The 21753-nt window shown below is 72.5% G+C and carries 15 protein-coding genes; 13 read left to right on the top strand and 2 right to left on the bottom strand.

Translation table 11 applies throughout. The features are described from left to right. Positions 1–11 precede the first annotated feature (11 nt). The 3 genes from DTB53_RS31945 (at position 12) to DTB53_RS31935 (ending at position 3961) form a co-directional block, all read left to right on the top strand. Positions 12–1427, top strand: coding sequence for an NAD(P)/FAD-dependent oxidoreductase (locus DTB53_RS31945; protein ID WP_042495970.1), 1416 nt, complete (start codon positions 12–14; stop codon positions 1425–1427). 147 nt (positions 1428–1574) lie between these two features. After that, positions 1575–2048, top strand: coding sequence for a bifunctional DNA primase/polymerase (locus DTB53_RS31940; RefSeq protein ID WP_003965904.1), 474 nt, complete (start codon positions 1575–1577; stop codon positions 2046–2048). Positions 2049–2137: 89 nt separating this feature from the next. After that, entirely contained in the window at positions 2138–3961 is a 1824-nt protein-coding gene (locus DTB53_RS31935; protein WP_012378807.1) for a chitinase, read from the top strand. On the opposite strand, the gene DTB53_RS31930 is transcribed toward DTB53_RS31935, so the two are convergent. Together DTB53_RS31930 and gabT are read right to left on the bottom strand one after the other, a co-directional pair. Next, positions 3912–4760 (bottom strand): phosphatase PAP2 family protein, encoded by an 849-nt coding sequence (locus DTB53_RS31930; protein WP_012378806.1) that lies wholly within the window; start codon positions 4758–4760, stop codon positions 3912–3914. The two genes, DTB53_RS31935 and DTB53_RS31930, sit on opposite strands and share 50 nt — an antisense overlap. A gap of 148 nt (positions 4761–4908) precedes the next feature. Beyond that, complete coding sequence (gene gabT, locus DTB53_RS31925; RefSeq protein WP_012378805.1) at positions 4909–6249, bottom strand: 4-aminobutyrate--2-oxoglutarate transaminase; 1341 nt, start codon at positions 6247–6249, stop codon at positions 4909–4911. A gap of 276 nt (positions 6250–6525) precedes the next feature. Here gabT and DTB53_RS31920 point away from each other — a divergent pair, with 276 nt between their 5' ends. From DTB53_RS31920 to DTB53_RS31875, 10 genes are all read left to right on the top strand, one after another. Beyond that, positions 6526–8955, top strand: coding sequence for an ATP/GTP-binding protein (locus tag DTB53_RS31920; RefSeq protein WP_042495967.1), 2430 nt, complete (start codon positions 6526–6528; stop codon positions 8953–8955). A gap of 185 nt (positions 8956–9140) precedes the next feature. Next, positions 9141–10715, top strand: a complete 1575-nt coding sequence (locus tag DTB53_RS31915; RefSeq protein WP_012378803.1) for a PucR family transcriptional regulator — start codon at positions 9141–9143, stop codon at positions 10713–10715. Between the two features lie 222 nt (positions 10716–10937). Further along, complete coding sequence (locus DTB53_RS31910; RefSeq protein WP_012378802.1) at positions 10938–12383, top strand: aldehyde dehydrogenase family protein; 1446 nt, start codon at positions 10938–10940, stop codon at positions 12381–12383. A 244-nt stretch (positions 12384–12627) separates the two neighbouring features. Continuing rightward, positions 12628–14583: an acyl-CoA dehydrogenase family protein gene (locus tag DTB53_RS31905; protein ID WP_012378801.1), complete on the top strand. Its 1956-nt coding sequence runs from the start codon at positions 12628–12630 to the stop codon at positions 14581–14583. 85 nt (positions 14584–14668) lie between these two features. Further along, positions 14669–15907, top strand: coding sequence for a 3-phosphoshikimate 1-carboxyvinyltransferase (gene aroA, locus DTB53_RS31900; RefSeq protein WP_042498271.1), 1239 nt, complete (start codon positions 14669–14671; stop codon positions 15905–15907). A gap of 266 nt (positions 15908–16173) precedes the next feature. Next, positions 16174–17427 carry a 1-deoxy-D-xylulose-5-phosphate reductoisomerase gene (gene dxr, locus DTB53_RS31895; protein ID WP_042498268.1) on the top strand — a complete coding sequence of 418 codons (1254 nt, stop codon included), beginning with the start codon at positions 16174–16176 and terminating at the stop codon, positions 17425–17427. After that, positions 17424–18734: a M50 family metallopeptidase gene (locus tag DTB53_RS31890; protein WP_003965893.1), complete on the top strand. Its 1311-nt coding sequence runs from the start codon at positions 17424–17426 to the stop codon at positions 18732–18734. The genes dxr and DTB53_RS31890 overlap by 4 nt, the downstream gene beginning before the upstream one ends. A 170-nt stretch (positions 18735–18904) precedes the next feature. Continuing rightward, positions 18905–20062, top strand: a complete 1158-nt coding sequence (gene ispG, locus DTB53_RS31885; protein ID WP_003965892.1) for a flavodoxin-dependent (E)-4-hydroxy-3-methylbut-2-enyl-diphosphate synthase — start codon at positions 18905–18907, stop codon at positions 20060–20062. A 186-nt stretch (positions 20063–20248) separates the two neighbouring features. Further along, the gene (locus DTB53_RS31880; RefSeq protein ID WP_003965891.1) at positions 20249–21094 is read left to right on the top strand and encodes a GNAT family N-acetyltransferase; all 846 of its coding nucleotides are present in this window, start codon (positions 20249–20251) and stop codon (positions 21092–21094) included. A 69-nt stretch (positions 21095–21163) separates the two neighbouring features. Continuing rightward, a complete protein-coding gene (locus DTB53_RS31875) occupies positions 21164–21745 on the top strand; it encodes a GNAT family N-acetyltransferase (RefSeq protein ID WP_012378798.1) in 582 nt (193 codons plus the stop codon). Positions 21746–21753 lie beyond the last annotated feature (8 nt).

Below are 21753 nucleotides of genomic sequence, written 5' to 3'. Positions count from 1 at the left end.
AGTTGGAAACCATGGCCCCAGCTGCCATGCGTACTGCTGCACAATCCCTTTCCGGTGCCAAGCCGGTCTCCTACTGGCTCGACGACCCGGCCAAACCCGACGCGCTTGACGCCCTCACCGGCGACGAGCACACCGACCTCCTGGTCGTCGGCGGCGGCTACAGCGGACTGTGGACCGCGCTCATCGCCAAGGAGCGCGATCCGGAGCGGGACGTCGTCCTCATCGAGGGGCACGAGGTGGGCTGGGCCGCCTCGGGCCGCAACGGCGGCTTCTGCGCCGCCTCCCTCACCCACGGGCTGGCCAACGGCGTGGAGCGGTGGCCCGACGAGATCGCGAAGCTGGAGGAGCTGGGGGAGCGCAACCTCGACGCCATCGAGGCCGCCGTGGCCCGCTACGGCATCGACTGCGAGTTCGAGCGCACCGGCGAGATCGACGTTGCCACCGAACCCCACCAGCTCGATGAGCTGCGGGAATGGCACGGGGAGCTGGTGAAGCTCGGCATCACGGGCGTGGACTTCCTGGACCGTGAGGCCCTGCGCGCCGAGGTCGACTCGCCCACGTTCCTCGGCGGCCTCTGGGACCGGCGCGGGGTCGCGATGCTGCACCCGGCCAAGCTCGCCTGGGGTCTGAAGCGGGCCTGCCTGGAGCTGGGCGTACGGATCCACGAGCACACCCGGGCGCTGGACCTGGTCCGCTCCGGTACGGGAATGGCGGTCCGCACCCCGTACGGCCGGGTCTTCGCCCGCCGCGTGGCGCTCGGCACCAACATCTTCCCCTCGCTCGTCAAGCGGATCCGCCCGTACACCGTGCCGGTCTACGACTACGCCCTGATGACCGAACCGCTCACCCCCGAGCAGCTGGCCTCCATCGGCTGGAAGGGGCGCCAGGGACTGGGCGACAGCGCCCATCAGTTCCACTACTTCCGGCTTTCCGCGGACAACCGGATCCTGTGGGGCGGATACGACGCGATCTATCCGTACGGAGGGCGGCTCAGCGCCGATCTCGACCAGCGTCCGGAGACGTTCCTGAAACTCGCGGAGCAGTTCTTCACGTGTTTTCCGCAGCTTTCCGGACTGCGTTTCTCGCACGCCTGGGGCGGTGCGATCGACACCTGTTCCCGCTTCACCGCGTTCTTCGGCACGGCCCATCGGGGACGGGTCGCCTACGCCGCCGGATACACCGGCCTGGGCGTCGGATCGACCCGTTTCGGGGCCGATGTGATGCTCGATCTGCTCTCCGGCGAGGAGACGGCACGGACCCGGCTGGAGATGGTCCGCTCCAAGCCGATGCCGTTCCCCCCGGAGCCCTTCGCCTGGGCAGGGATCGAGATCACCAAGCGGTCCCTGGCCCGTGCCGACGGCAACGGCGGGCACCGCAACCTGTGGCTGCGGACGATGGACAGGCTCGGCCTCGGCTTCGACAGCTGACCTGCGCCGATCCACGATCCGGCACTGTGACCCACTTCACTACCAACTGGTAGCTTCAACCCGCGTCATAGTCGGCGCCCGACGCTCTCTCGCACGTGTACGCACCGGCGGAACCCCGCCGGTGCTCACGTCAACGGGAGGCTGGTCATGACTGGCTCGGAAATGAAAGCGGCGATCGAGTGGCTCACGTCGGTGGCGCCGGACCCGGCCGCCTGCCGGTGGGAGTGGGAGCGCCATCCGCAGGGGATCGCGCTCCTTCCGGCCGGCAGGCGCTGGGACGTCCTGATCCTCCCCGGCGAGCTGGGTCACCCGACGCTCGACGTCCTCGCCCGACTGATCGACCGTCCGGGCCCCGTTCTCGCGGACTTCGGGGAGTCGCGCATGGGCTTCTTCGTCCCGCCGGGCACGGTCTCCCGCTGGATCGGCAGCGGGATCAGGGGCTGCGGCCGGGGCACCTGGATCGTCGTCCCGTACCCGGGGCGGGTCACCGGGGGAGTGCGCTGGGTGGTCCCGCCGGACGGTTCGGGGACCCTCACCGATGCCGGGCTCCTGGAACTCGCGATGCACGAGGCGGCGGGGGCGGCGGCGCGGGACGCCCGCGAGGGGCGTCCGGAGGGCTGAGTCGGCTGCCAGAGGTCTTGACAACCTGATTGGTCTGGACCATGTTGTGCGCACGCCAACCCCGAATTTCCCCCTGCGCGGAGGCTGTTGTGGAACGCACCGGACCAACTGTCAGATTCTCCAGACTTCTGGCCGTCTGCTCGGCGGGCCTGCTCGCCGCCGGGGCCCTGGCCGTCTCGGCCCCGACGGCGGGCGCCGCCGATGTGGACCTCGCACGCAACGGCGGCTTCGAGGCGGGCCTGGACGGCTGGACCTGCGCGAACTCCAGCGGTGCGGCCGTCTCCACACCGACCCGCAGCGGCACCTCGGCGCTCAGGGCGACCCCGGCCGGCAGCGACCACGCCAAGTGCTCCCAGAGCATCACGGTCAAGCCCAACTCCTCGTACACGCTGAGCGCCTGGGTGCAGGGCAGCTACGTCTACCTCGGCGCCTCCGGCACCGGTACCACCGACGTCTCCACCTGGACCCAGTCCCCCGGCGCGTGGAAGCAGCTCACCACCACCTTCAAGACGGGCCCCTCCACCACCTCCGTGAGCGTGTACACCCACGGCTGGTACGGCACCCCCGCCTACTACGCCGACGACCTCACCCTGGTCGGCCCCGGCGGCGACCCCGTCGTGATCCCGGCGGTCCCCGCCGGCCTGAAGACCACGGCGATCACCTCCTCCTCCGTCGCGCTCTCCTGGAACGCCGTCTCCGGCGCCAGCGCCTACCACGTCTACCGCGGCGGTACGAAGGTGGCGACGGCCACCGGCCCCTCCGCCACCGTGACGGGCCTGACCGCCTCCACCGCGTACAGCTTCCAGGTCACCGCCGCCAACGCGGCCGGCGAGTCCGCGAAATCGGCCGCCCTCACCGCGACCACCACGGCGGGCGGCGGAGGCGGCGACACCAAGCTCCCGCCCCGCGCCCTCGTCGGCTACCTGCACTCCAGCTTCGCCAACGGCTCCGGCTACACCCGGATGGCGGACGTACCCGACTCCTGGGACGTCATCAACCTCGCCTTCGGCGAGCCCACCTCCGTCACCTCCGGCGACATACGCTTCGCGCTCTGCCCGGTCGCCGAGTGCCCGAACGTCGAGTCCGAGGCGGACTTCAAGGCCGCGATCAAGGCCAAGCAGGCCGCGGGCAAGAAGGTGCTGATCTCGATCGGCGGCCAGAACGGACAGGTGCAGCTCAACTCCACCGCGGCCCGGGACGCTTTCGTCACCTCGGTCTCGAAGATCATCGACACCTACGGCCTGAACGGCCTGGACATCGACTTCGAGGGCCACTCGCTCTCCCTCAACACCGGCGACACCGACTTCCGCAACCCGACCTCGCCGGTGATCGTCAACCTGATCTCCGCGGTGAAGTCCCTCAAGGCGAAGTACGGCCCGGACTTCGTCCTCACGATGGCGCCCGAGACCTTCTTCGTGCAGCTCGGCTACCAGTTCTACGGCTCCGGCCCCTGGGGCGGCCAGGACCCGCGCGCCGGGGCGTACCTGCCGGTCATCCACGCGCTGCGCGACGACCTGACCCTGCTGCACGTCCAGGACTACAACTCGGGTCCGATCATGGGGCTGGACAACCAGTACCACACCATGGGCGGCGCGGACTTCCACATCGCGATGACCGACATGCTGCTCGCGGGCTTCCCGGTGGCGGGCGACACCACCAAGGTCTTCCCCGGCCTGCGCCCCGACCAGGTCGCCATCGGCCTCCCGGCCTCCACCCAGGCGGGCAACGGCCACACCACGCCGGCCGAGGTCAACAAGGCGCTCAACTGCCTGACGAAGAAGACCGACTGCGGCTCCTACCAGACCCGGGGGACCTGGTCCGACCTGCGCGGCCTGATGACCTGGTCGATCAACTGGGACCGCTTCAACAACTGGGAGTTCTCGAAGAACTTCGACGCCTACTTCGGCAGCTGACCCACCACAGGGGCGCCAGCACCAGAGGCCCCAGGCACCAACTGGCCAGCACGTCCAGCGGCCAGTGGTAGCCGTGCAGCACCAGACCGATGCCCGTCGCCGTGGTCAACAGGATCGCGGCGACGGGCATCATCCACGCCCGGGGCCAGGTCGCCCGGCGCAGCCACGACGGACGGGGCAGGGCCAGCATCACCAGGGCCGACGCCCCGTACGCCACGGCGGCCGTGGCCGTGTGGCCGGACGGGAAGTAGTTGACCGCCTCGGTCAGCGGCCCCTGCCGGGCGGTGGCCACCTTCAACGGGATCACCAGCGCGGGCACCGCCGCCATGGTGAGGGCCGCGCACACGGCGAGCCGCAGCGCACGACGCCACAGGGCGTACCCGATCGCGCAGGCCAGCACCGGAAGCGCCACCGGCATCCCGCCGAGATCGGAGAGGACCTGGGTCAGCGCGGCGGGACCGCTCCCGAACAGCCCCCCGCCCACGCGCTCGTCGAGCCGCAGCAGCGGACCCTCGACGGCGACCTGCCAGGTGATCAGCGCGAAGAGGACCACGAGCAGAGCGAGGACGCCGGAAACGAGAGGGGCCGGCCACCCGGGAACAGGGGGGGTTGTTCCGGGATGGCCGGCGAGACCGGTTCGCCGCGCGCCCCGGGGGGTGTGGGGCGGGCGGCCGTCCGATCGGTGAGGAGTCCCGGAGCCGGAGGCCCCGGTGTGCGCGAACGCACGCCCCGGACGGCGCTGGGGAAGCCCCGGTCCGGAGTCGGCCGGGGTTTCCCGCGACCGAGGTGTTTCTCTCATCTGCAGAAACCGTACGGCAGCGGAGGGGCGGCCGACAGTCGCCACCGCCTCCCGCCATCGCCCCCGCACACGTTCTTCACAGGCCCTCACCCGGACGGTGGACGGAAGCGGCGAAACGCCGCCCCCGACCGCTCTCGGGTTCGAAGCGTCAGAGCGTGCCGAACGCCTGCTCGATGACGTCGAGGCCCTCGTTCAGCAGCTCCTCGCCGATCACCAGCGGCGGCAGGAAGCGCAGGACGTTCCCGTACGTACCGCAGGTCAGAACCATCACGCCCTCGGCGTGACAGGCCTTCGCGAGCGCGCCCGCCGCCTCCGGGGCCGGGTCCTTCGTGCCGGACTTCACCAGCTCGATCGCGATCATCGCGCCACGGCCGCGGATGTCGCCGATGATGTCGCCGTTCGGCAGCTTGCTCCGCATCTCGGCGAGGCGGCCCTTCATGACCTCCTCGATCCGCTGGGCCTTCCCGTTCAGGTCCAGCTCGCGCATCGTCTCGATGGCCCCGAGCGCACCGGCGCAGGCGACCGGGTTGCCGCCGTACGTCCCGCCCAGACCGCCCGCGTGCGCGGCGTCCATGATCTCGGCGCGGCCCGTCACGGCGGACAGCGGCAGCCCGCCGGCGATCCCCTTGGCGGTGGTGATCAGGTCCGGGACGATGCCCTCGTCCTCGCAGGCGAACCACTGGCCGGTACGGCAGAAGCCGGACTGGATCTCGTCCGCGACGAACACGATGCCGTTGTCCTTCGCGAACTGCGCGATCGCGGGGAGGAAGCCCTTGGCCGGCTCGATGAAGCCGCCCTCGCCGAGCACCGGCTCGATGACGATCGCGGCGACGTTGTCCGCGCCGATCTGCTTGCTGATCTCGTCGATGGCCTGCGCGGACGCCTCGGCGCCGGCGTTCTCGGCGCCGGTCGGCCAGCGGTAGCCGTAGGCGACCGGGACACGGTAGACCTCGGGCGCGAACGGGCCGAAGCCCTGCTTGTACGGCATGTTCTTCGCCGTCATGCCCATCGTCAGGTTGGTGCGCCCGTGGTAGCCGTGGTCGAAGACGACGACGGCGGTGCGCTTGGTGTAGGCACGGGCGATCTTCACCGCGTTCTCGACGGCCTCGGCGCCCGAGTTGAACAGCGCCGACTTCTTCGCGTGGTCGCCCGGCGTCAGCTCGGCGAGCTGCTCGCAGACCTCGACGTACCCCTCGTACGGCGTGACCATGAAACAGGTGTGGGTGAAGTCGGCGAGCTGGGCGGAGGCCCGCCGCACGACGGCCTCGGCGGAGGCGCCCACGGAGGTCACGGCGATCCCGGACCCGAAGTCGATCAGCCGGTTGCCGTCCACGTCCTCGATGATCCCCCCGCCGGCACGGGCGGTGAACACCGGCAGGGTGGAGCCCACACCTGCGGCGACGGCGGCGAGACGGCGAGCCTGAAGCTCCACCGACTTCGGGCCGGGGATGGCAGTGACGACGCGGCGCTCCTGCGGGATTGCGGTCATGAGGGGCTCCTGGGGGGTGTTTCGGACGCTTCTCCTCGCAGGCTAGGGGTGGGGGAGGGGTGCGGGCATGCTCCGATCGGGAGTGATGGGGGTGTGTCCTTGTCCTCGGCGGACAGATGGCGGACCGGAGGTGGGCGGCGGGCGGGGCGGGGCGGTCCACGTCCGCTCGGCCCCGTGGGACGGTCACTATCCGGGCGCGTTGCTGAACTCACCGTGCGCGCGCACTAGATTGACCGGGGCAGCGGACGGACCGGCAGGTCAAGGGGGCAGTGGTTCATGGACGACGACGGCACACGGGGTGTACGGGGACCGAGCGCGGACAGGGTCCCCGGACCGGCCCTCCCGCCACCGCCCACCACCCCGCCGCGGGTTCCGCCGCCCGCCGCCGGCCACCCTCCGGCGGCCCCGCCCGTCGAGCAGCGCCCGACCCGGCCCGGATCGGCCCCGCCGGTGGAGCAGCCGCTCCCCGGGGCACCGGTCGACGCCTGGCTGCGCACGCCCCGCCCACCGCAGGAACCGGGCGTCTGGCGGTACGGGTACACCCCGCCGCCGCCCGAGGAGCCCGAGGGCGTCTCGAACCGGTCGCTGCTGGTCGGCGCGCTGATCTCGCTGCTCTCCGCGCTGCTGCTGTGGTCGCTGTGGCGCAACGGCTATCTTCCCTACCGCCTCGTCCCGCTGAAGCTCTTCACCCCGGGGGAGTGGTGGAACCCGGGCACGTCCGGTGGTCCCCGCACCATCGAGGGCAGCGACGCCCTCACGGTGTACGAGGCGATCCTCTTCGGCCTGCTGGCCTACGGCTGCGGCCGGATCGGCAACTTCTCCGAACTGTTCCGCCGCCATGTCGCCGACCGGGGGCAGCCCTTCCTCGCGCTCGCGGCAGCCGCCGCGGCGGGTCTGACCCAGCTGCTCGTCTGGAAGGAGGCACTCCCGGTCGTCCGACCGGTCCTGGTCCTGGTCGCCTCCGTCGCGGGCGGTGAGATCTACCAGAGCCAGACCGTCGTCAACGTCATCTACGCGGTGATCGCCGCCGCCGTGCTCTACCCCTTCGCCCGGCTCGGCCGCTGGCGCGAACTGATCGCCGCCCGCCGGGGCGACGGCGTCCCGGCGGCAGGCCCCGCGACGTCCCCCGCGGCCGGGACCTCGGCCGACCAGTGGCCCGAACTGCGTGCCGCGGGCTGGACCGACGCCGCGGACACCCTCACCGCCGAGGTGCGCACCGGGCGGATGAACGACGTGGACGCCGCCCGGCTGCGCCACGCCTGGACACTCGCCACCCAGCGGCCCGACCGGCTCGCCGCGCTCGCGGAGGCCGTGCTCAGGACCGGCGGAGCCGCGGCCCTGCACCCCTCCGGCCACCGCGACCTGCCCCGGCGCGGGGCCCGTCACGACGTCCTCACCGGCCAGGTCAGGATCGGCAGGTGCGCGGACGACCCGCACAACCCCTACGTCCGCCGGGGCACGGGCCTCGCCCTGGAACCAGCGCTGCTCGGCACCTCCCTGCTCGCGGTCGGACCGCCCGGCGCCGGGAAGACCACCCGGCTGGTCCGGCCGGTCGTCGAGGCCCTCGCCCTGCGGGCACTGGCCGGACAGGCGGCGGTCCTCGCCGTCGGGGGCGCGGGCGCGCCGCTCGGCCCGGACGACGCCTTCGACGTCGTCGTCCGGGTCGGTCACCCCGGCTCCGCCCACGACATCGACCTGTACGGCGGCACCACCGATCCCGACGAGGCGGCCGCCGTCCTCGCCGAAGGGCTCGTCGGGGATGTCGGCAGCCTCGACAGCCGCCGGGCCGCCACGGTCCTCGCCCAACTGCTCGGCCCCTACCGTGCGGCCCGCGGGCACTTCCCCTCCGTGCCCGAACTGCGCGAACTCCTCGACGGCACACCGGACGCACTCGCCGGTCTCCGCGCCTCCCTCGAAGCCGCCGGCCACCATGCGATGCTGCGCGAACTCGACGCGCGGTCCCGGCAGGCGGGCGGCCCCGGCGACCCCGCACCGGCCCTCGCCGACCGGGTCGCACTGCTCGACCGGCCGGCGTTCGCCGGGTTCTTCGCCACCGGTCCGGACGCGCGACCGTTCTCGCTGCGAGCGCTCGGCCAGCATCCGCTGCGGGTCCGCGTCGACCTGCCGGAACGCGGCCACGCGGAGGCGTCCCGGCTGCTCACCCGGCTGTTCCTGGCCCAGTTCACCGCCATCACCGCGGCCCGCACCGACACCACGCTCTTCGCCTGCCTGGTCCTGGACGACGCCACCCACGCCGTGACCGCCGAGACCGTGCGCGGCATCCGCAGACTGCGCTCGGTCAACGCGGGGGCCGTCCTCGCCCTCCGTACCGTCGACGACGTCCCCGAGGCCCTGCACACCCCGCTGCTCGGGGCGGTCGGCTGCACGGCCGCCTTCTCCGGCATCACCACCTGGGACGGCAAGCGCTTCGCCGAAGCCTGGGGCAAGGAATGGGTCGAGACCCGCGAGGTCGCCCAGCACACCGTCTTCGCCGACCAGCCGTTCACCCGCGCCCTGCACGCCCTGCGCAAGCTCGTCACCGGCAAGGCGGTGACCACGGACGCGGTGACCGTGCGGCAGGTCGAGCGGGAGCGCTGGTCGGCCTCGGAGCTGGCGTACGCCGTGCCCGCCGGGCACGCCGTGATCCGACTGGCCACGGTCCAGGGCGACCACGCGCCCCCTCTCCTCGTCCACCTCGACGGCTGAGGCCCCACCGGGAGGCCGGGCGAAGGGGTGGCTGAGAGCGGTTACAGCCACCCTGCCGCCCTGGCAGAATCGGAGACAGCCGTTCATACGCGACGGCGAAATTCGGTAGCACCGTTCCGGCCGCGATCCGGCCCTCCGCACGGTGGCGCCGCGACCTCGTCCCCGACCTTGAGGGTTCCCGGCCCATGCCCCCCACGCTCGCCTCGCTCCTCCAGCACTCGGCGCTCAAGCTCACCGTGCGGGCGGGCGCGGACCGGCTCGACACCCCCGTGCGCTGGGCCCACGCCAGCGAGCTGGCCGACCCCGTCCCGTACATGGACGGCGGTGAACTCCTCCTCGTGACCGCCACCAACCTGGACGCCGAGAACGCCGATTCCATGCGGCGCTACGTACGACGGCTGGCCGGGGCCAGGGTCGCCGGGGTCGGGTTCGCGGTCGGGGTCAACTACGAGGAGGTCCCCGCAGCGCTCGTCGAAGCCGCCGAGGAGGCGGGCCTCCCCCTCCTCGAAGTCCCCCGCCGCACCCCGTTCCTCGCCATCAGCAAGGCCGTCTCCGCCGCCATCGCCGCCGACCAGTACCGCGCGGTCACCGCCGGCTTCGAGGCCCAGCGCGAGCTGACGAGGGCCGCCCTCGCCGGGGACGGCCCCGCCGACCTCCTCGCCCGGCTCGCCGCCCACATCGACGGCTGGGCCGCGCTCTACGACACCTCCGGCGCGGTCCTCGCCGCCGCTCCCGACTGGGCCGCCCGCCGCGCCGCCCGCCTCACCCCCGACGTCGAGCGCCTCCGGGACAGACCCGCCCCCGCCAGCATCGTCGTCGCCGACAGCGAGGACCGGGTGGAGCTCCAGTCGCTCGGCACCGGCCGCCGTGCGCGCGGCGCGCTGGCGGTGGGTACCGGCGCCGCGCTGGGCACCGCCGAGCGCTACGCCGTGCACTCGGCCGTCGCCCTGCTCACCCTCACCACCGCCCGCTCCGGCTCCCTCCAGGGCGCCGAACAGCGCCTGGGCGCCGCCGTCCTGCGCATGCTGCTCGCCGGCCAGCCCGACCACGCGCGGGCGGTCGCCGGAGACCTCTACGGCGGGTTGCTCGACGCCCCGTTCCGGCTGCTCATCGCCGAGGCCGCCGTCCCCGCCGGGTCCGAGCTGCTCACCGAGACCATGGAGGCCGCCGCCGCCCGCTCCGGCGAGGCGCTGCTCCTGGTCCCCGAGGCCGAGCGCGTCGTGGTGCTCGCCGCCGACGGCGGAGCCGCCGTCGCCGCCTGCGCCGCCTATGCCGAGGCCCAGGACGACCGCGCCCCGCGCGAGGGCGGCGCCGAGGACAGCGACGTCGTGGTCGGCCTCTCGGCCCCCTCCGGCCCGATCGCCGTCTCCGCCGCGTACAAGCAGGCCGAACAGGCCCTCTCCGTCGCCCGCAGGCGCGGCAGGGCGCTGGTCGAGCACGAGGAGCTGGCCACCGGCTCGGTGCTGCCGCTGCTCGCCGACGACGCGGTACGGGCCTTCGCCGACGGCATGCTCCGCGCGCTGTACGAGCACGACGCCAAGGGCCGCGGCGACCTCGTGGCCTCCCTGCGCGCCTGGCTCTCCCGCCACGGCCAGTGGGACGCCGCCGCCGCCGACCTGGGCGTGCACCGGCACACCCTGCGCTACCGGATGCGCCGCGTGGAGGAGATCCTCGGCCGCTCGCTGGACGACCCGGACGTCCGCATGGAACTGTGGCTCGCTCTGAAGACGACCGAGGCGGCGGTACCAGCCGAGGAGTAGCCCCGGGCCCACTCCGGGGCGGGCTCTGCCAAATCGTAGCGGCGGGCGCCCTTCCCACTCCACCCCGGACAAACACGATCGCGGGCTCCCCGTCCTACCGTGGGACCACAGCGGGAAGCCCTCCGGGCGCCCACGACGTACGCGAACACCGCCTCAAGACCTTTGAACGACCTCCGAACTCACGATCCCCGAACTCACGATCTCCGAAGGGCCGGAACCTCCATGACTTCGCCCCACGCCTTCTGGGTGGCCGGCCGCCGGGCCACCGGTGCCGACAGCTTCGACGTCACCAACCCCTACGACGGACGCCTCGTCGGCACCGTCAGCGTGCCGACCGACGCCCAGGTCGAGGAGGCCGTCGCCGCCGCCCACGCGGTGCGCGACGAGTTCGCCGCCACCCCGGCGCACGTCAGGGCCGCTGCCCTCGACCACGTCGTACGGCGGCTGACGGAGCGCACCGAGGAGATCGCCCAGCTGATCTCGGCGGAGAACGGCAAGCCGATCAAGTGGGCCCGGGGCGAGGTCGGGCGCGCCGTGTCCGTGTTCCGGTTCGCCGCCGAGGAGGCCCGCCGCTTCAACGGCGGTGACGCCCAGCGGCTCGACACCGACCTCGGCGGCACCGGCCGCCTCGGGCTGACCCGGCGCTTCCCGCGCGGGACGGTCCTCGGTATCGCGCCCTTCAACTTCCCGCTCAACCTCAGCGCGCACAAGGTGGCCCCGGCCATCGCCGTCGGCGCCCCGATCATCCTCAAGCCCGCCCCGGCGACCCCGATCTCCTCGCTGATCCTGGGCGAACTGCTCGCCGAGACCGACCTCCCGGCGGGCTCCTGGTCCGTCCTGACGGTCCCGAACGACAAGATGCCCGCCCTGGTCCAGGACGAGCGGCTTCCGGTCATCTCCTTCACCGGCTCCGGCCCGGTCGGCTACGCGATCATGGACTCGGTGCCGCGCAAGCACTGCACCCTGGAGCTCGGCGGCAACGGCGCGGCCGTCGTCCTCGGCGACTACGCCTCGGACGAAGACCTCGACTGGGCCGCGACCCGGATCGCCACCTTCTCCAACTACCAGGGCGGCCAGTCCTGCATCTCCGTGCAGCGCGTCATCGCCGACGCCTCCGTCTACGACCGCCTCGTCCCGAAGATCGTCGCCGCCGTCGAGGCCCTCGTCACCGGTGACCCGGCCGCCGCCGCCACCGACGTCGGACCCCTCGTCAGCGAGGACGCCGCCAAGCGCGTCGAGTCCTGGGTCGACGAGGCCGTCCGGGGCGGCGCGGAGCTGCTCACCGGCGGCAAGCGCGACGGGGCCACCTACGCCCCGACCGTCCTCGCCTCCCTCCCCGACGACGTGCAGCTCTCCTGCGAAGAGGTCTTCGGCCCGGTCATGTCCCTCCAGAAGGTGGACGGCGAGGCCGAGGCGTTCGCCGCGGTCAACTCCTCCAAGTACGGCCTCCAGGCCGGCGTCTTCACCCACGACCTCCAGACCGCCTTCCGCGCCCACCGCGCCCTGGAGGTCGGCGGCGTGATCATCGGCGACGTCCCCTCGTACCGCGCCGACCAGATGCCGTACGGCGGCGCCAAGCAGTCCGGCGTCGGCCGCGAGGGCGTCCGCTACGCCATGGACGACTACACCTACGAGCGCGTCCTGGTCCTCACCGGCCTCGCCCTGTAACACCCGGACCACCCCGCCCGCGCCCCCGCCTGGACAGCGGGTGCGGGCGGGGCGCGAAGCGGACGGCCCGAACCCGACTGTGCGGGGGTTCGGGCCGTCCGCGTGTCCGCGCGCGGGGACCGGTCCGGGTGCCGAACCACGGGTACACGGGTTACATACGGACCAGTAAGCAGCGACTAGCAGTCCGTGCGTCCACAGCCGGGGGTCCATCCGTCCGCTGGCGCGCGGCGAGGTGAGGTCCCTCATGTCCGCACCACACAACGTCCCCCAGCTCCCCAGGGCGCCCAAGGTCACCGAACGCGAGGCACGACGGGTCGCCGAGGCCGCCCGGGAGCAGGACTGGCGCAAGCCCAGCTTCGCCAAGGAACTGTTCCTGGGGCGCTTCCGCCTCGACCTGATCCATCCGCACCCCCTGCCGCCGCCCGACGACATCCGGCGCGGCGAGGAGTTCCTGGCGCGGCTGCGCACGTTCTGCGAGACGCGGGTCGACAGCGCGCGGATCGAACGCGAGGCCAGGATCCCCGACGAGGTGATCGCCGGGCTCAAGGAGCTGGGCGCGCTCGGGATGAAGATCGAGACCAGGTACGGCGGGCTCGGTCTCACCCAGGTGTACTACAACAAGGCGCTCGCCCTGGCCGGCTCGGCCAGTCCCGCGATCGGCGCGCTGCTCTCCGCGCATCAGTCGATCGGCGTACCGCAGCCCCTGAAGATCTTCGGCACCCAGGAGCAGAAGGACGTCTACCTGCCCCGGCTGGCCACCACCGACATCTCCGCCTTCCTGCTGACCGAGCCGGACGTCGGCTCCGACCCGGCCCGCCTCGCCACCTCCGCGGTGCCCGACGGGCCGGACTACGTCCTCGACGGCGTGAAGCTCTGGACCACCAACGGCGTCGTCGCCGACCTCCTCGTCGTCATGGCCCGGGTTCCCGCCTCCGAGGGCCATCCCGGAGGCATCACGGCCTTCGTCGTCGAGGCCGACGCCCCCGGCGTCACCGTCGAGCACCGCAACGCCTTCATGGGCCTGCGCGGCATCGAGAACGGCGTCACCCGCTTCCACGGCGTCCGGGTCCCCGGCGCCTGCCGGATCGGGCCCGAGGGGGCCGGGCTGAAGATCGCCCTGACCACCCTCAACACCGGCCGGCTGTCCCTGCCGGCGATGTGCGTGGGCGTGGGCAAGTGGTCCCTGAAGATCGCCCGCGAATGGTCCGCCGTACGCGAGCAGTGGGGCCGGCCCGTCGCCCGGCACGAGGCGGTCGGCTCCAAGATCTCGTTCATCGCGGCCACCACCTTCGCCCTGGAGGCGATCGTCGACCTCTCCTCGCAGATGGCCGACGAGGACCGCAACGACATCCGCATCGAGGCCGCCCTCGCCAAGCTGTACGGCTCCGAGGCGGGCTGGCTGATCGCCGACGAACTGGTCCAGATCCGCGGCGGCCGGGGCTTCGAGACCGCCGCGTCGCTGGCCGCCCGCGGGGAGCGGGCCGTGCCGGCCGAGCAGATGCTCCGGGACATGCGCATCAACCGGATCTTCGAGGGCTCCACCGAGATCATGCACCTGCTGATCGCCCGCGAGGCCGTCGACGCCCACCTCAAGGTCGCGGGCGACCTCATCGACCCCGACAAGCCGCTCTCCGCCAAGGCCAGGGCGGGCGCGAACGCCGCCGGCTTCTACGCCCGCTGGCTGCCCAGGCTCGTCGCGGGGCCCGGGCAGCTCCCGCGTACGTACGCCGAGTTCCACCCGCCCGGGCACCGCGACCTCTCCGGCCACCTCCGGTACGTCGAGCGGGCCTCGCGCAAGCTCGCCCGTTCCACCTTCTACGCCATGTCCCGCTGGCAGGGCCGGATGGAGACCAAACAGGGCTTCCTCGGCCGGATCGTCGACATCGGCGCGGAACTCTTCGCCATGAGCGCCGCCTGCGTCCGCGCCGAGCACCTGCGCGGGACGGGCGAGCACGGCCGCGAGGCCTACCAGCTCGCGGACGCCTTCTGCCGGCAGGCCCGCATCCGGGTGGAGGCGCTGTTCACCCGTCTGTGGTCCAACACCGACGACCTCGACCGGCGCGTCGTCGACGGCGTTCTCGCGGGCCTGTACACCTGGCTGGAGGAGGGCGTCGTCGACCCCAGCGGCGAGGGTCCCTGGATCGCGGACGCCACCCCGGGCCCCTCCGCCCACGGGAACCAGCACCGGCCGGTGCGCTGAGGGCCGTCCCACGGGGTGCGTCCACCGCGTCCACGCACCGGACGTACCCCGCCCGGCCCGCCCGCCGGAGGGCAGGATGGGCGCCGTGACCGTCATCGACATCCCCGGCTCCAAGTCCGTCACCGCCCGCGCCCTCTTCCTGGCCGCGGCGGCGGACGGCACCACCACCCTGCTGAGGCCGTTGCGCTCGGACGACACCGAGGGCTTCGCCGAAGGGCTGAAGAACCTCGGTTACGCGGTCGAGCAGGAGGCCGACCGCTGGCGCGTCGAAGGACGCCCGGACGGGCCCGCCGCCCCCGACGCCGACGTCTACTGCCGCGACGGCGCGACCACCGCCCGCTTCCTGCCCACCCTCGTCGCGGCCGCCGCCTCCGGCACGTACCGCTTCGACGCCTCCGCCCAGATGCGCCGCCGCCCGCTCGCCCCGCTCACCCGCGCCCTCACCGCCCTCGGCGTCGATCTGCGCCACGGGGGAGAAGAGGGGCACCACCCGCTGACCGTGCGCGCCGCCGGGATCGAGGGCGGCGACGTCGTCCTGGACGCGGGGGAGTCGTCGCAGTACCTCACCGCCCTGCTGATGCTCGGGCCGCTCACCGCGAAGGGGCTGCGGATCGAGGTCACCGACCTGGTCTCCGCGCCGTACGTCGAGATCACCCTCGCGATGATGCGCGACTTCGGCGTGGACGTGTCGCGGGAGGGGAACACCTTCACCGTCCCCTCCGGCGGCTATCGGGCCACCGCCTACGCCGTCGAGCCCGACGCCTCCACCGCGAGCTACTTCTTCGCCGCCGCCGCCCTCACCGGCCGCGAGGTCACCGTCCCGGGGCTCGGCATCGGCGCCCTCCAGGGCGACCTGCGCTTCGTCGACGTGCTGCGGGACATGGGCGCCGAGGTGAGCGTCGGCCCCGACGCCACCACCGTCCGCTCCACCGGCCGGCTGCGCGGGATCACCGTCACCATGCGCGACATCTCCGACACCATGCCGACGCTCGCCGCCATCGCCCCCCACGCGGACGGACCCGTGCGCATCGAGGACGTCGCCAACACCCGGGTCAAGGAGTGCGACCGACTGGAGGCGTGCGCCCAGAACCTGCGCGCCATGGGCATCACGGTCCACACCGGGCACGACTGGATCGAGATCCTCCCCGGGACGCCGAAGCCGACGGGGATCGCCACCCACGGCGACCACCGGATCGTGATGTCCTTCGCGGTCGCCGGACTGCTCACCCCCGGTCTGACGTACGACGACCCCGGCTGCGTACGCAAGACGTTCCCGCGCTTCCACGAGGTGTTCGCGGACTTCGCCGCGAGCCCGCAGGCCTGAGACCGGCGGCCCGCGGGAGCCGAAGCCGGCGGGCCGCGGGCCGGGGAGCAGGCTTCGGCTCCCGCGGGCCCGGGACGGTGCGTCGCGTGCCGGACACCGGTAGCCCGCGGGTGCGGGGCCGGGGACCCGCGAGCCCGACACCGGTAGCCCGCGGGCGCGGTGCCGGAGACCCCCGCGCCCGACACCGGGGCCGCGGCCCGGTGAATCCGCGGCCCACCCGGGACGCGCTGTCCCCGCACACAGCCGGAGCGGCAACAATGGGGGGCATGAGCGACAGCCCCGCCCCCCTCGCCGATCCGCATCTCGTCTTCGACGCCGCGGACGGCCGCCGGGATCTCGTGATCCTCGGCTCCACCGGGTCCATCGGCACCCAGGCCATCGACCTGGTCCTGCGCAACCCCGACCGCTTCCGGGTCACGGCGCTCTCGGCCGCCGGCGGCCGGGTCGACCTGCTGGCCGAGCAGGCCCGCCTGCTGCGGGTCGACACGGTCGCCGTCGCCGCCGAGGACGCGGTCCCCGCCCTGCGCACGGCGCTGCGGGAGCGTTACGGGCCCGGCGAGCCGCTCCCCGAGATCCTGGCCGGACCCGACGCCGCCGCCACCCTCGCGGCGAGCGCCTGCCACACCGTGCTCAACGGCATCACCGGCTCCATCGGGCTCGCCCCCACCCTCGCCGCGCTGAAGGCGGGCCGCACGCTCGCCCTCGCCAACAAGGAGTCGCTGATCGTCGGCGGCCCGCTGGTGAAGGCGCTCGCCGCCCCCGGCCAGATCATCCCGGTCGACTCCGAGCACGCCGCGCTCTTCCAGGCACTGGCCGCCGGCACCCGTGCCGACGTCCGCCGGCTCGTCGTCACCGCCTCCGGCGGACCGTTCCGGGGCCGCACGCGCGACGAACTGGCCGACGTCACCCGGGAACAGGCGCTCGCCCACCCCACCTGGGCGATGGGACCCGTCATCACCATCAACTCCGCGACCCTGGTCAACAAGGGCCTGGAGGTCATCGAGGCGCACCTCCTCTACGACATTCCGTTCGACCGGATCGAGGTCGTGGTCCACCCCCAGTCCTACGTGCACTCCATGGTCGAGTTCAGCGACGGCTCCACGCTCGCCCAGGCCACCCCGCCGGACATGCGCGGCCCCATCGCCATCGGCCTCGGCTGGCCCCAGCGCGTCCCGGACGCCGCCCCCGCCTTCGACTGGACGAAGGCGTCCAGCTGGGAGTTCTTCCCGCTGGACACCGAGGCCTTCCCGTCGGTCGGCCTCGCCCGGCACGTCGGCGGGCTCGGCGGCACCGCGCCGGCCGTCTTCAACGCGGCGAACGAGGAATGCGTGGACGCTTTCCTCGCCGGACGGCTGCCCTTCAACGGAATCATGGATACGGTCACCGCTGTGGTGTCCGAACACGGCACCCCCGCCCCGGGAACCTCGCTCAGCGTCGCGGACGTCCTCGAAGCGGAAACCTGGGCCCGCGCACGGGCCAGGGAACTCTCGGCGAAAGCGACAGCGGAGGCGCGCGCATGAGTCTGACCTCGGTCCTGCTGACGGTCCTGGGGATCGCCGTCTTCGTCGTGGGCCTCCTCTTCTCCATCGCCTGGCACGAGCTGGGCCACCTCTCCACGGCCAAGATGTTCGGCATCCGGGTCCCGCAGTACATGGTCGGCTTCGGCCCGACGATCTGGTCGCGCAAGAAGGGCGACACGGAGTACGGCATCAAGGCCATCCCGGCCGGCGGCTACATCCGGATGATCGGGATGTTCCCGCCGGGCCCCGACGGCCGCCTCGAAGCCCGCTCCACCTCACCCTGGCGCGGCATGATCGAGGACGCCCGCTCCGCCGCCTACGAGGAGCTGGAACCGGGCGACGAGAAGCGCCTCTTCTACACGCGCAAGCCGTGGAAGCGCGTCATCGTGATGTTCGCCGGCCCCTTCATGAACCTGATCCTCGCGGTCGCCATCTTCATGGGCGTCGCGATGACCTTCGGCTTCCAGACGCAGACCACCGAGGTCGCCGGCGTCCAGCAGTGCGTGATCTCGCAGAGCGACAAGCGCGAGACCTGCAAGACCGGCGACCCGGTCTCGCCCGCCAAGGCCGCCGGCCTCCAGGAGGGCGACCGGATCGTCGCCTTCGACGGGCAGAAGGTCGACGACTGGGCGACGCTCTCGGACCGCATCCGCGAGACCATCGGCCCCGCCACCATCGTCGTCGAACGCGACGGCGGGGAAGTGACCCTCGACGCCGTCCTGCGCGAGAACGCCGTCGCGAAGAAGGACGGCAACGGCCAGGTGGTCCCGGACCAGTTCGTCAAGGCGGGCTACCTGGGCTTCGCCGCCCGGACCGAGATCGTGCCCCTCTCCTTCGCCGACTCCACCGTCCGCATGGGCGACATGATCGAGAACGGTGTCGACTCGATCATCGCGCTGCCGTCCAAGATCCCGGCCCTCTGGGACGCCGCCTTCAGCGACGGCCAACGGGCCGACGACTCGCCGGTCGGCGTGGTGGGCGCGGCCCGGATCGGGGGAGAGGTGATGAACCTCGACATCCCGGCGCAGAACCAGGTCGCGATGATGCTGTTCCTGCTCGCGGGCTTCAACCTCTCGCTGTTCCTGTTCAACATGCTCCCGCTCCTCCCGCTGGACGGCGGGCACATCGCGGGCGCGCTCTGGGAGTCCCTGCGGCGCAATGTGGCCAAGGTCTTCCGCCGCCCCGACCCCGGCCCCTTCGACGTGGCCCGGCTGATGCCGGTCGCCTACGTGGTCGCCGGACTCTTCATCTGCTTCACGCTGCTGGTCCTGGTGGCCGACATCGTGAACCCCGTCAAGATCTCCTGACAGCCGCGCGGAACCCAGGTGTCGGCCGGGCGCACACCCCGTGTCCGGCCGCTCACCAACGGGTGGACTTGTCGACACGGTGCGTCCGTCCCGCCTCCGGTGCCGTAACCTCGAAGGCTGGAGCCCGCCGATCTCGGGACCTTGATCCACACCTTGGGGATGCACAGCGCATGACTGCGATTTCTCTCGGAATGCCGGCCGTTCCGACCAAGCTCGCCGACCGAAGGGTCAGCCGACAGATCCAGGTCGGCACGGTCGCGGTCGGCGGCGACGCGCCCGTTTCCGTGCAGTCGATGACGACGACACGTACGTCGGACATCGGCGCCACGCTCCAGCAGATCGCCGAGCTGACGGCGTCCGGCTGCCAGATCGTCCGCGTCGCGTGCCCGACACAGGACGACGCCGACGCGCTCGCCACGATCGCCCGCAAGTCGCAGATCCCCGTGATCGCCGACATCCACTTCCAGCCGAAGTACGTCTTCGCCGCGATCGACGCCGGCTGCGCCGCCGTCCGGGTCAACCCGGGCAACATCAAGCAGTTCGACGACAAGGTCAAGGAGATCGCGAAGGCGGCCTCCGAGACCCGCACCCCCATCCGGATCGGGGTCAACGCCGGCTCCCTGGACGCGCGGCTCCTGAAGAAGTACGGCAAGGCCACCCCCGAGGCCCTCGTCGAGTCCGCGCTGTGGGAGGCGTCCCTCTTCGAGGAGCACGGCTTCGGCGACATCAAGATCTCGGTCAAGCACAACGACCCGGTCGTGATGGTCAACGCCTACCGTCAGCTCGCCGCCCAGAGCGACTACCCGCTCCACCTCGGCGTCACCGAGGCCGGACCGGCGTTCCAGGGCACCATCAAGTCGGCCGTCGCGTTCGGCGCGCTCCTCTCCGAGGGCATCGGCGACACCATCCGCGTCTCCCTCTCGGCCCCGCCCGCCGAGGAGGTCAAGGTCGGCCTCCAGATCCTGGAGGCGCTCAACCTCAAGCAGCGCCGCCTGGAGATCGTCTCCTGCCCGTCCTGCGGCCGTGCCCAGGTCGACGTCTACAAGCTCGCCGACCAGGTCAGCGCCGGCCTGGAGGGCATGGAGGTCCCGCTCCGCGTCGCGGTCATGGGCTGCGTCGTCAACGGCCCCGGCGAGGCCCGCGAGGCCGACCTCGGCGTCGCCTCCGGCAACGGCAAGGGCCAGATCTTCGTGAAGGGCGAGGTCATCAAGACCGTCCCCGAGTCCAAGATCGTCGAGACCCTCATCGAAGAGGCCCTGAAGATCGCCGAGCAGATGGAGAAAGACGGCATCGCGTCCGGCGAACCCCAGGTCTCCATCGGCGCCTGACCCGCGCCCTCCACGCCGTCACCGCCCCACCGGGCCCCGCGCCCGGTGGGGCGGCAGCGCGTCCGGGCACCGGACCCCGCCCGCACCACCGCCCTGCCCACGGACCGTCTTCCGGACTCGACCGGCGTTCGACAGGCTCGTCGGTTACAGTGCGGAAATCAGTAGACCGCATGGTGAGGCCCCCTCGTGTTGACGCAGACCACCACCCGGGTCCTCGAACCCAGCGACCTCCAGGCAGCGCTCGCCATCCTGGAGAGCGAGCCCGTGGCCAACGCCTTCGTGACGTCCCGCGTGCAGGTCGCCGGACTCGACCCCTGGCGCCTCGGCGGCGAGATGTGGGGCTGGTACGCCGACGGGATGCTCCGCTCCCTGTGCTACTCCGGCGCCAACCTCGTCCCCATCTGCGCCGGTCCCGAGGCCGTCCGCGCCTTCGCCGACCGGGCCCGCAGGGCCGGCCGCCGCTGCTCCTCCATCGTCGGCCCCGCCGAACCCACCACCCAGCTCTGGCGACTCCTCGAACCCAGCTGGGGCCCCGCCCGCGAGGTCCGCGCCAACCAGCCCCTCATGGTCACCGAGAGCCCCTCCGCCGACGTCACGCCCGACCCGCTCGTCCGCCGCATCCGCAAGGACGAGACCGAGGTCCTGATGCCGGCCTGCGTGGCGATGTTCACCGAGGAGGTCGGCATCTCCCCGCTCGCCGGCGACGGCGGACTCCTCTACCAGGCCCGCGTCGCCGAACTCATCGGCGCCGGCCGCTCCTTCGCCCGCATCGACGACGGCAAGGTCGTCTTCAAGGCCGAGATCGGCGCGGCCACCCCCGAGGCCTGCCAGATCCAGGGCGTCTGGGTCGCCCCCGAACACCGCGGCAAGGGCCTCTCCGAAACGGGCATGGCCGCCGTCCTGGCCTACGCCCTCGCCGACGTCGCCCCCGTCGTCAGCCTGTACGTGAACGACTACAACACCCCGGCCCGCAAGGCCTACCGCCGGGTCGGCTTCCGCGAGGTCGGCGCGTTCATGAGCGTCCTGTTCTGAACCGTCCCGCCCACCCGCCCCGGGAAGCCACGGTTCTGACCACCCGCCCCGGCCAGTAGGGTTCCCCGCATGGCAGCAGCAGCCCCCCGAGAAGGCCCCGCGGCACCCGACGCCGAGATCGCCCCCGTCGACCTGGCCGCCCGCGTCGACGAAGCCCTGCGCGTCCAGGCGGCCGCCTTCGGACTGAGCCAGGACGAGATCGACGTGCGCCGCCACATCGTCCTCAGACACCTGGAGCACCCCCGCGCCCGGGCCCTCGGCGCCATCACCCCCGACGGACGGCTCGTCGGCTTCGTCTACGGGCTCCCCAACGACCGCGCCCAGTGGTGGTCCACCGTCGTCGAGCCGTATCTGCGGGCCACCAGCTCCGACGGCTGGCTCGACGACTCCTTCGTCATCACCGAGCTCCACGTCCACCCGGACCACCAGCAGCGCGGCATCGGCCGCACCCTGATCACCGCCATCACCGACGCCGTCGGCCACCCCCGGTCGATCCTCTCGGCGATCGACAAGGACAGCCCGGCCCGCGCCCTCTACCGCTCGCTCGGCTACCGGGACCTGGCACGCCAGGTCGTCTTCCCGAGCGCCCCGCAGCCGTACGCGGTCATGGGCGCGCCCCTGCCGCTGCTGCGCGCGAGGCCCGGGGCCTGAATGGATTT

This window comes from Streptomyces griseus (assembly GCF_900460065.1).
Classification (GTDB): Bacteria; Actinomycetota; Actinomycetes; order Streptomycetales; family Streptomycetaceae; genus Streptomyces; species Streptomyces griseus.
The sequence above is the reverse complement of the archived record's forward strand: the minus strand, read 5'-3'. Positions and strand labels throughout refer to the sequence as shown.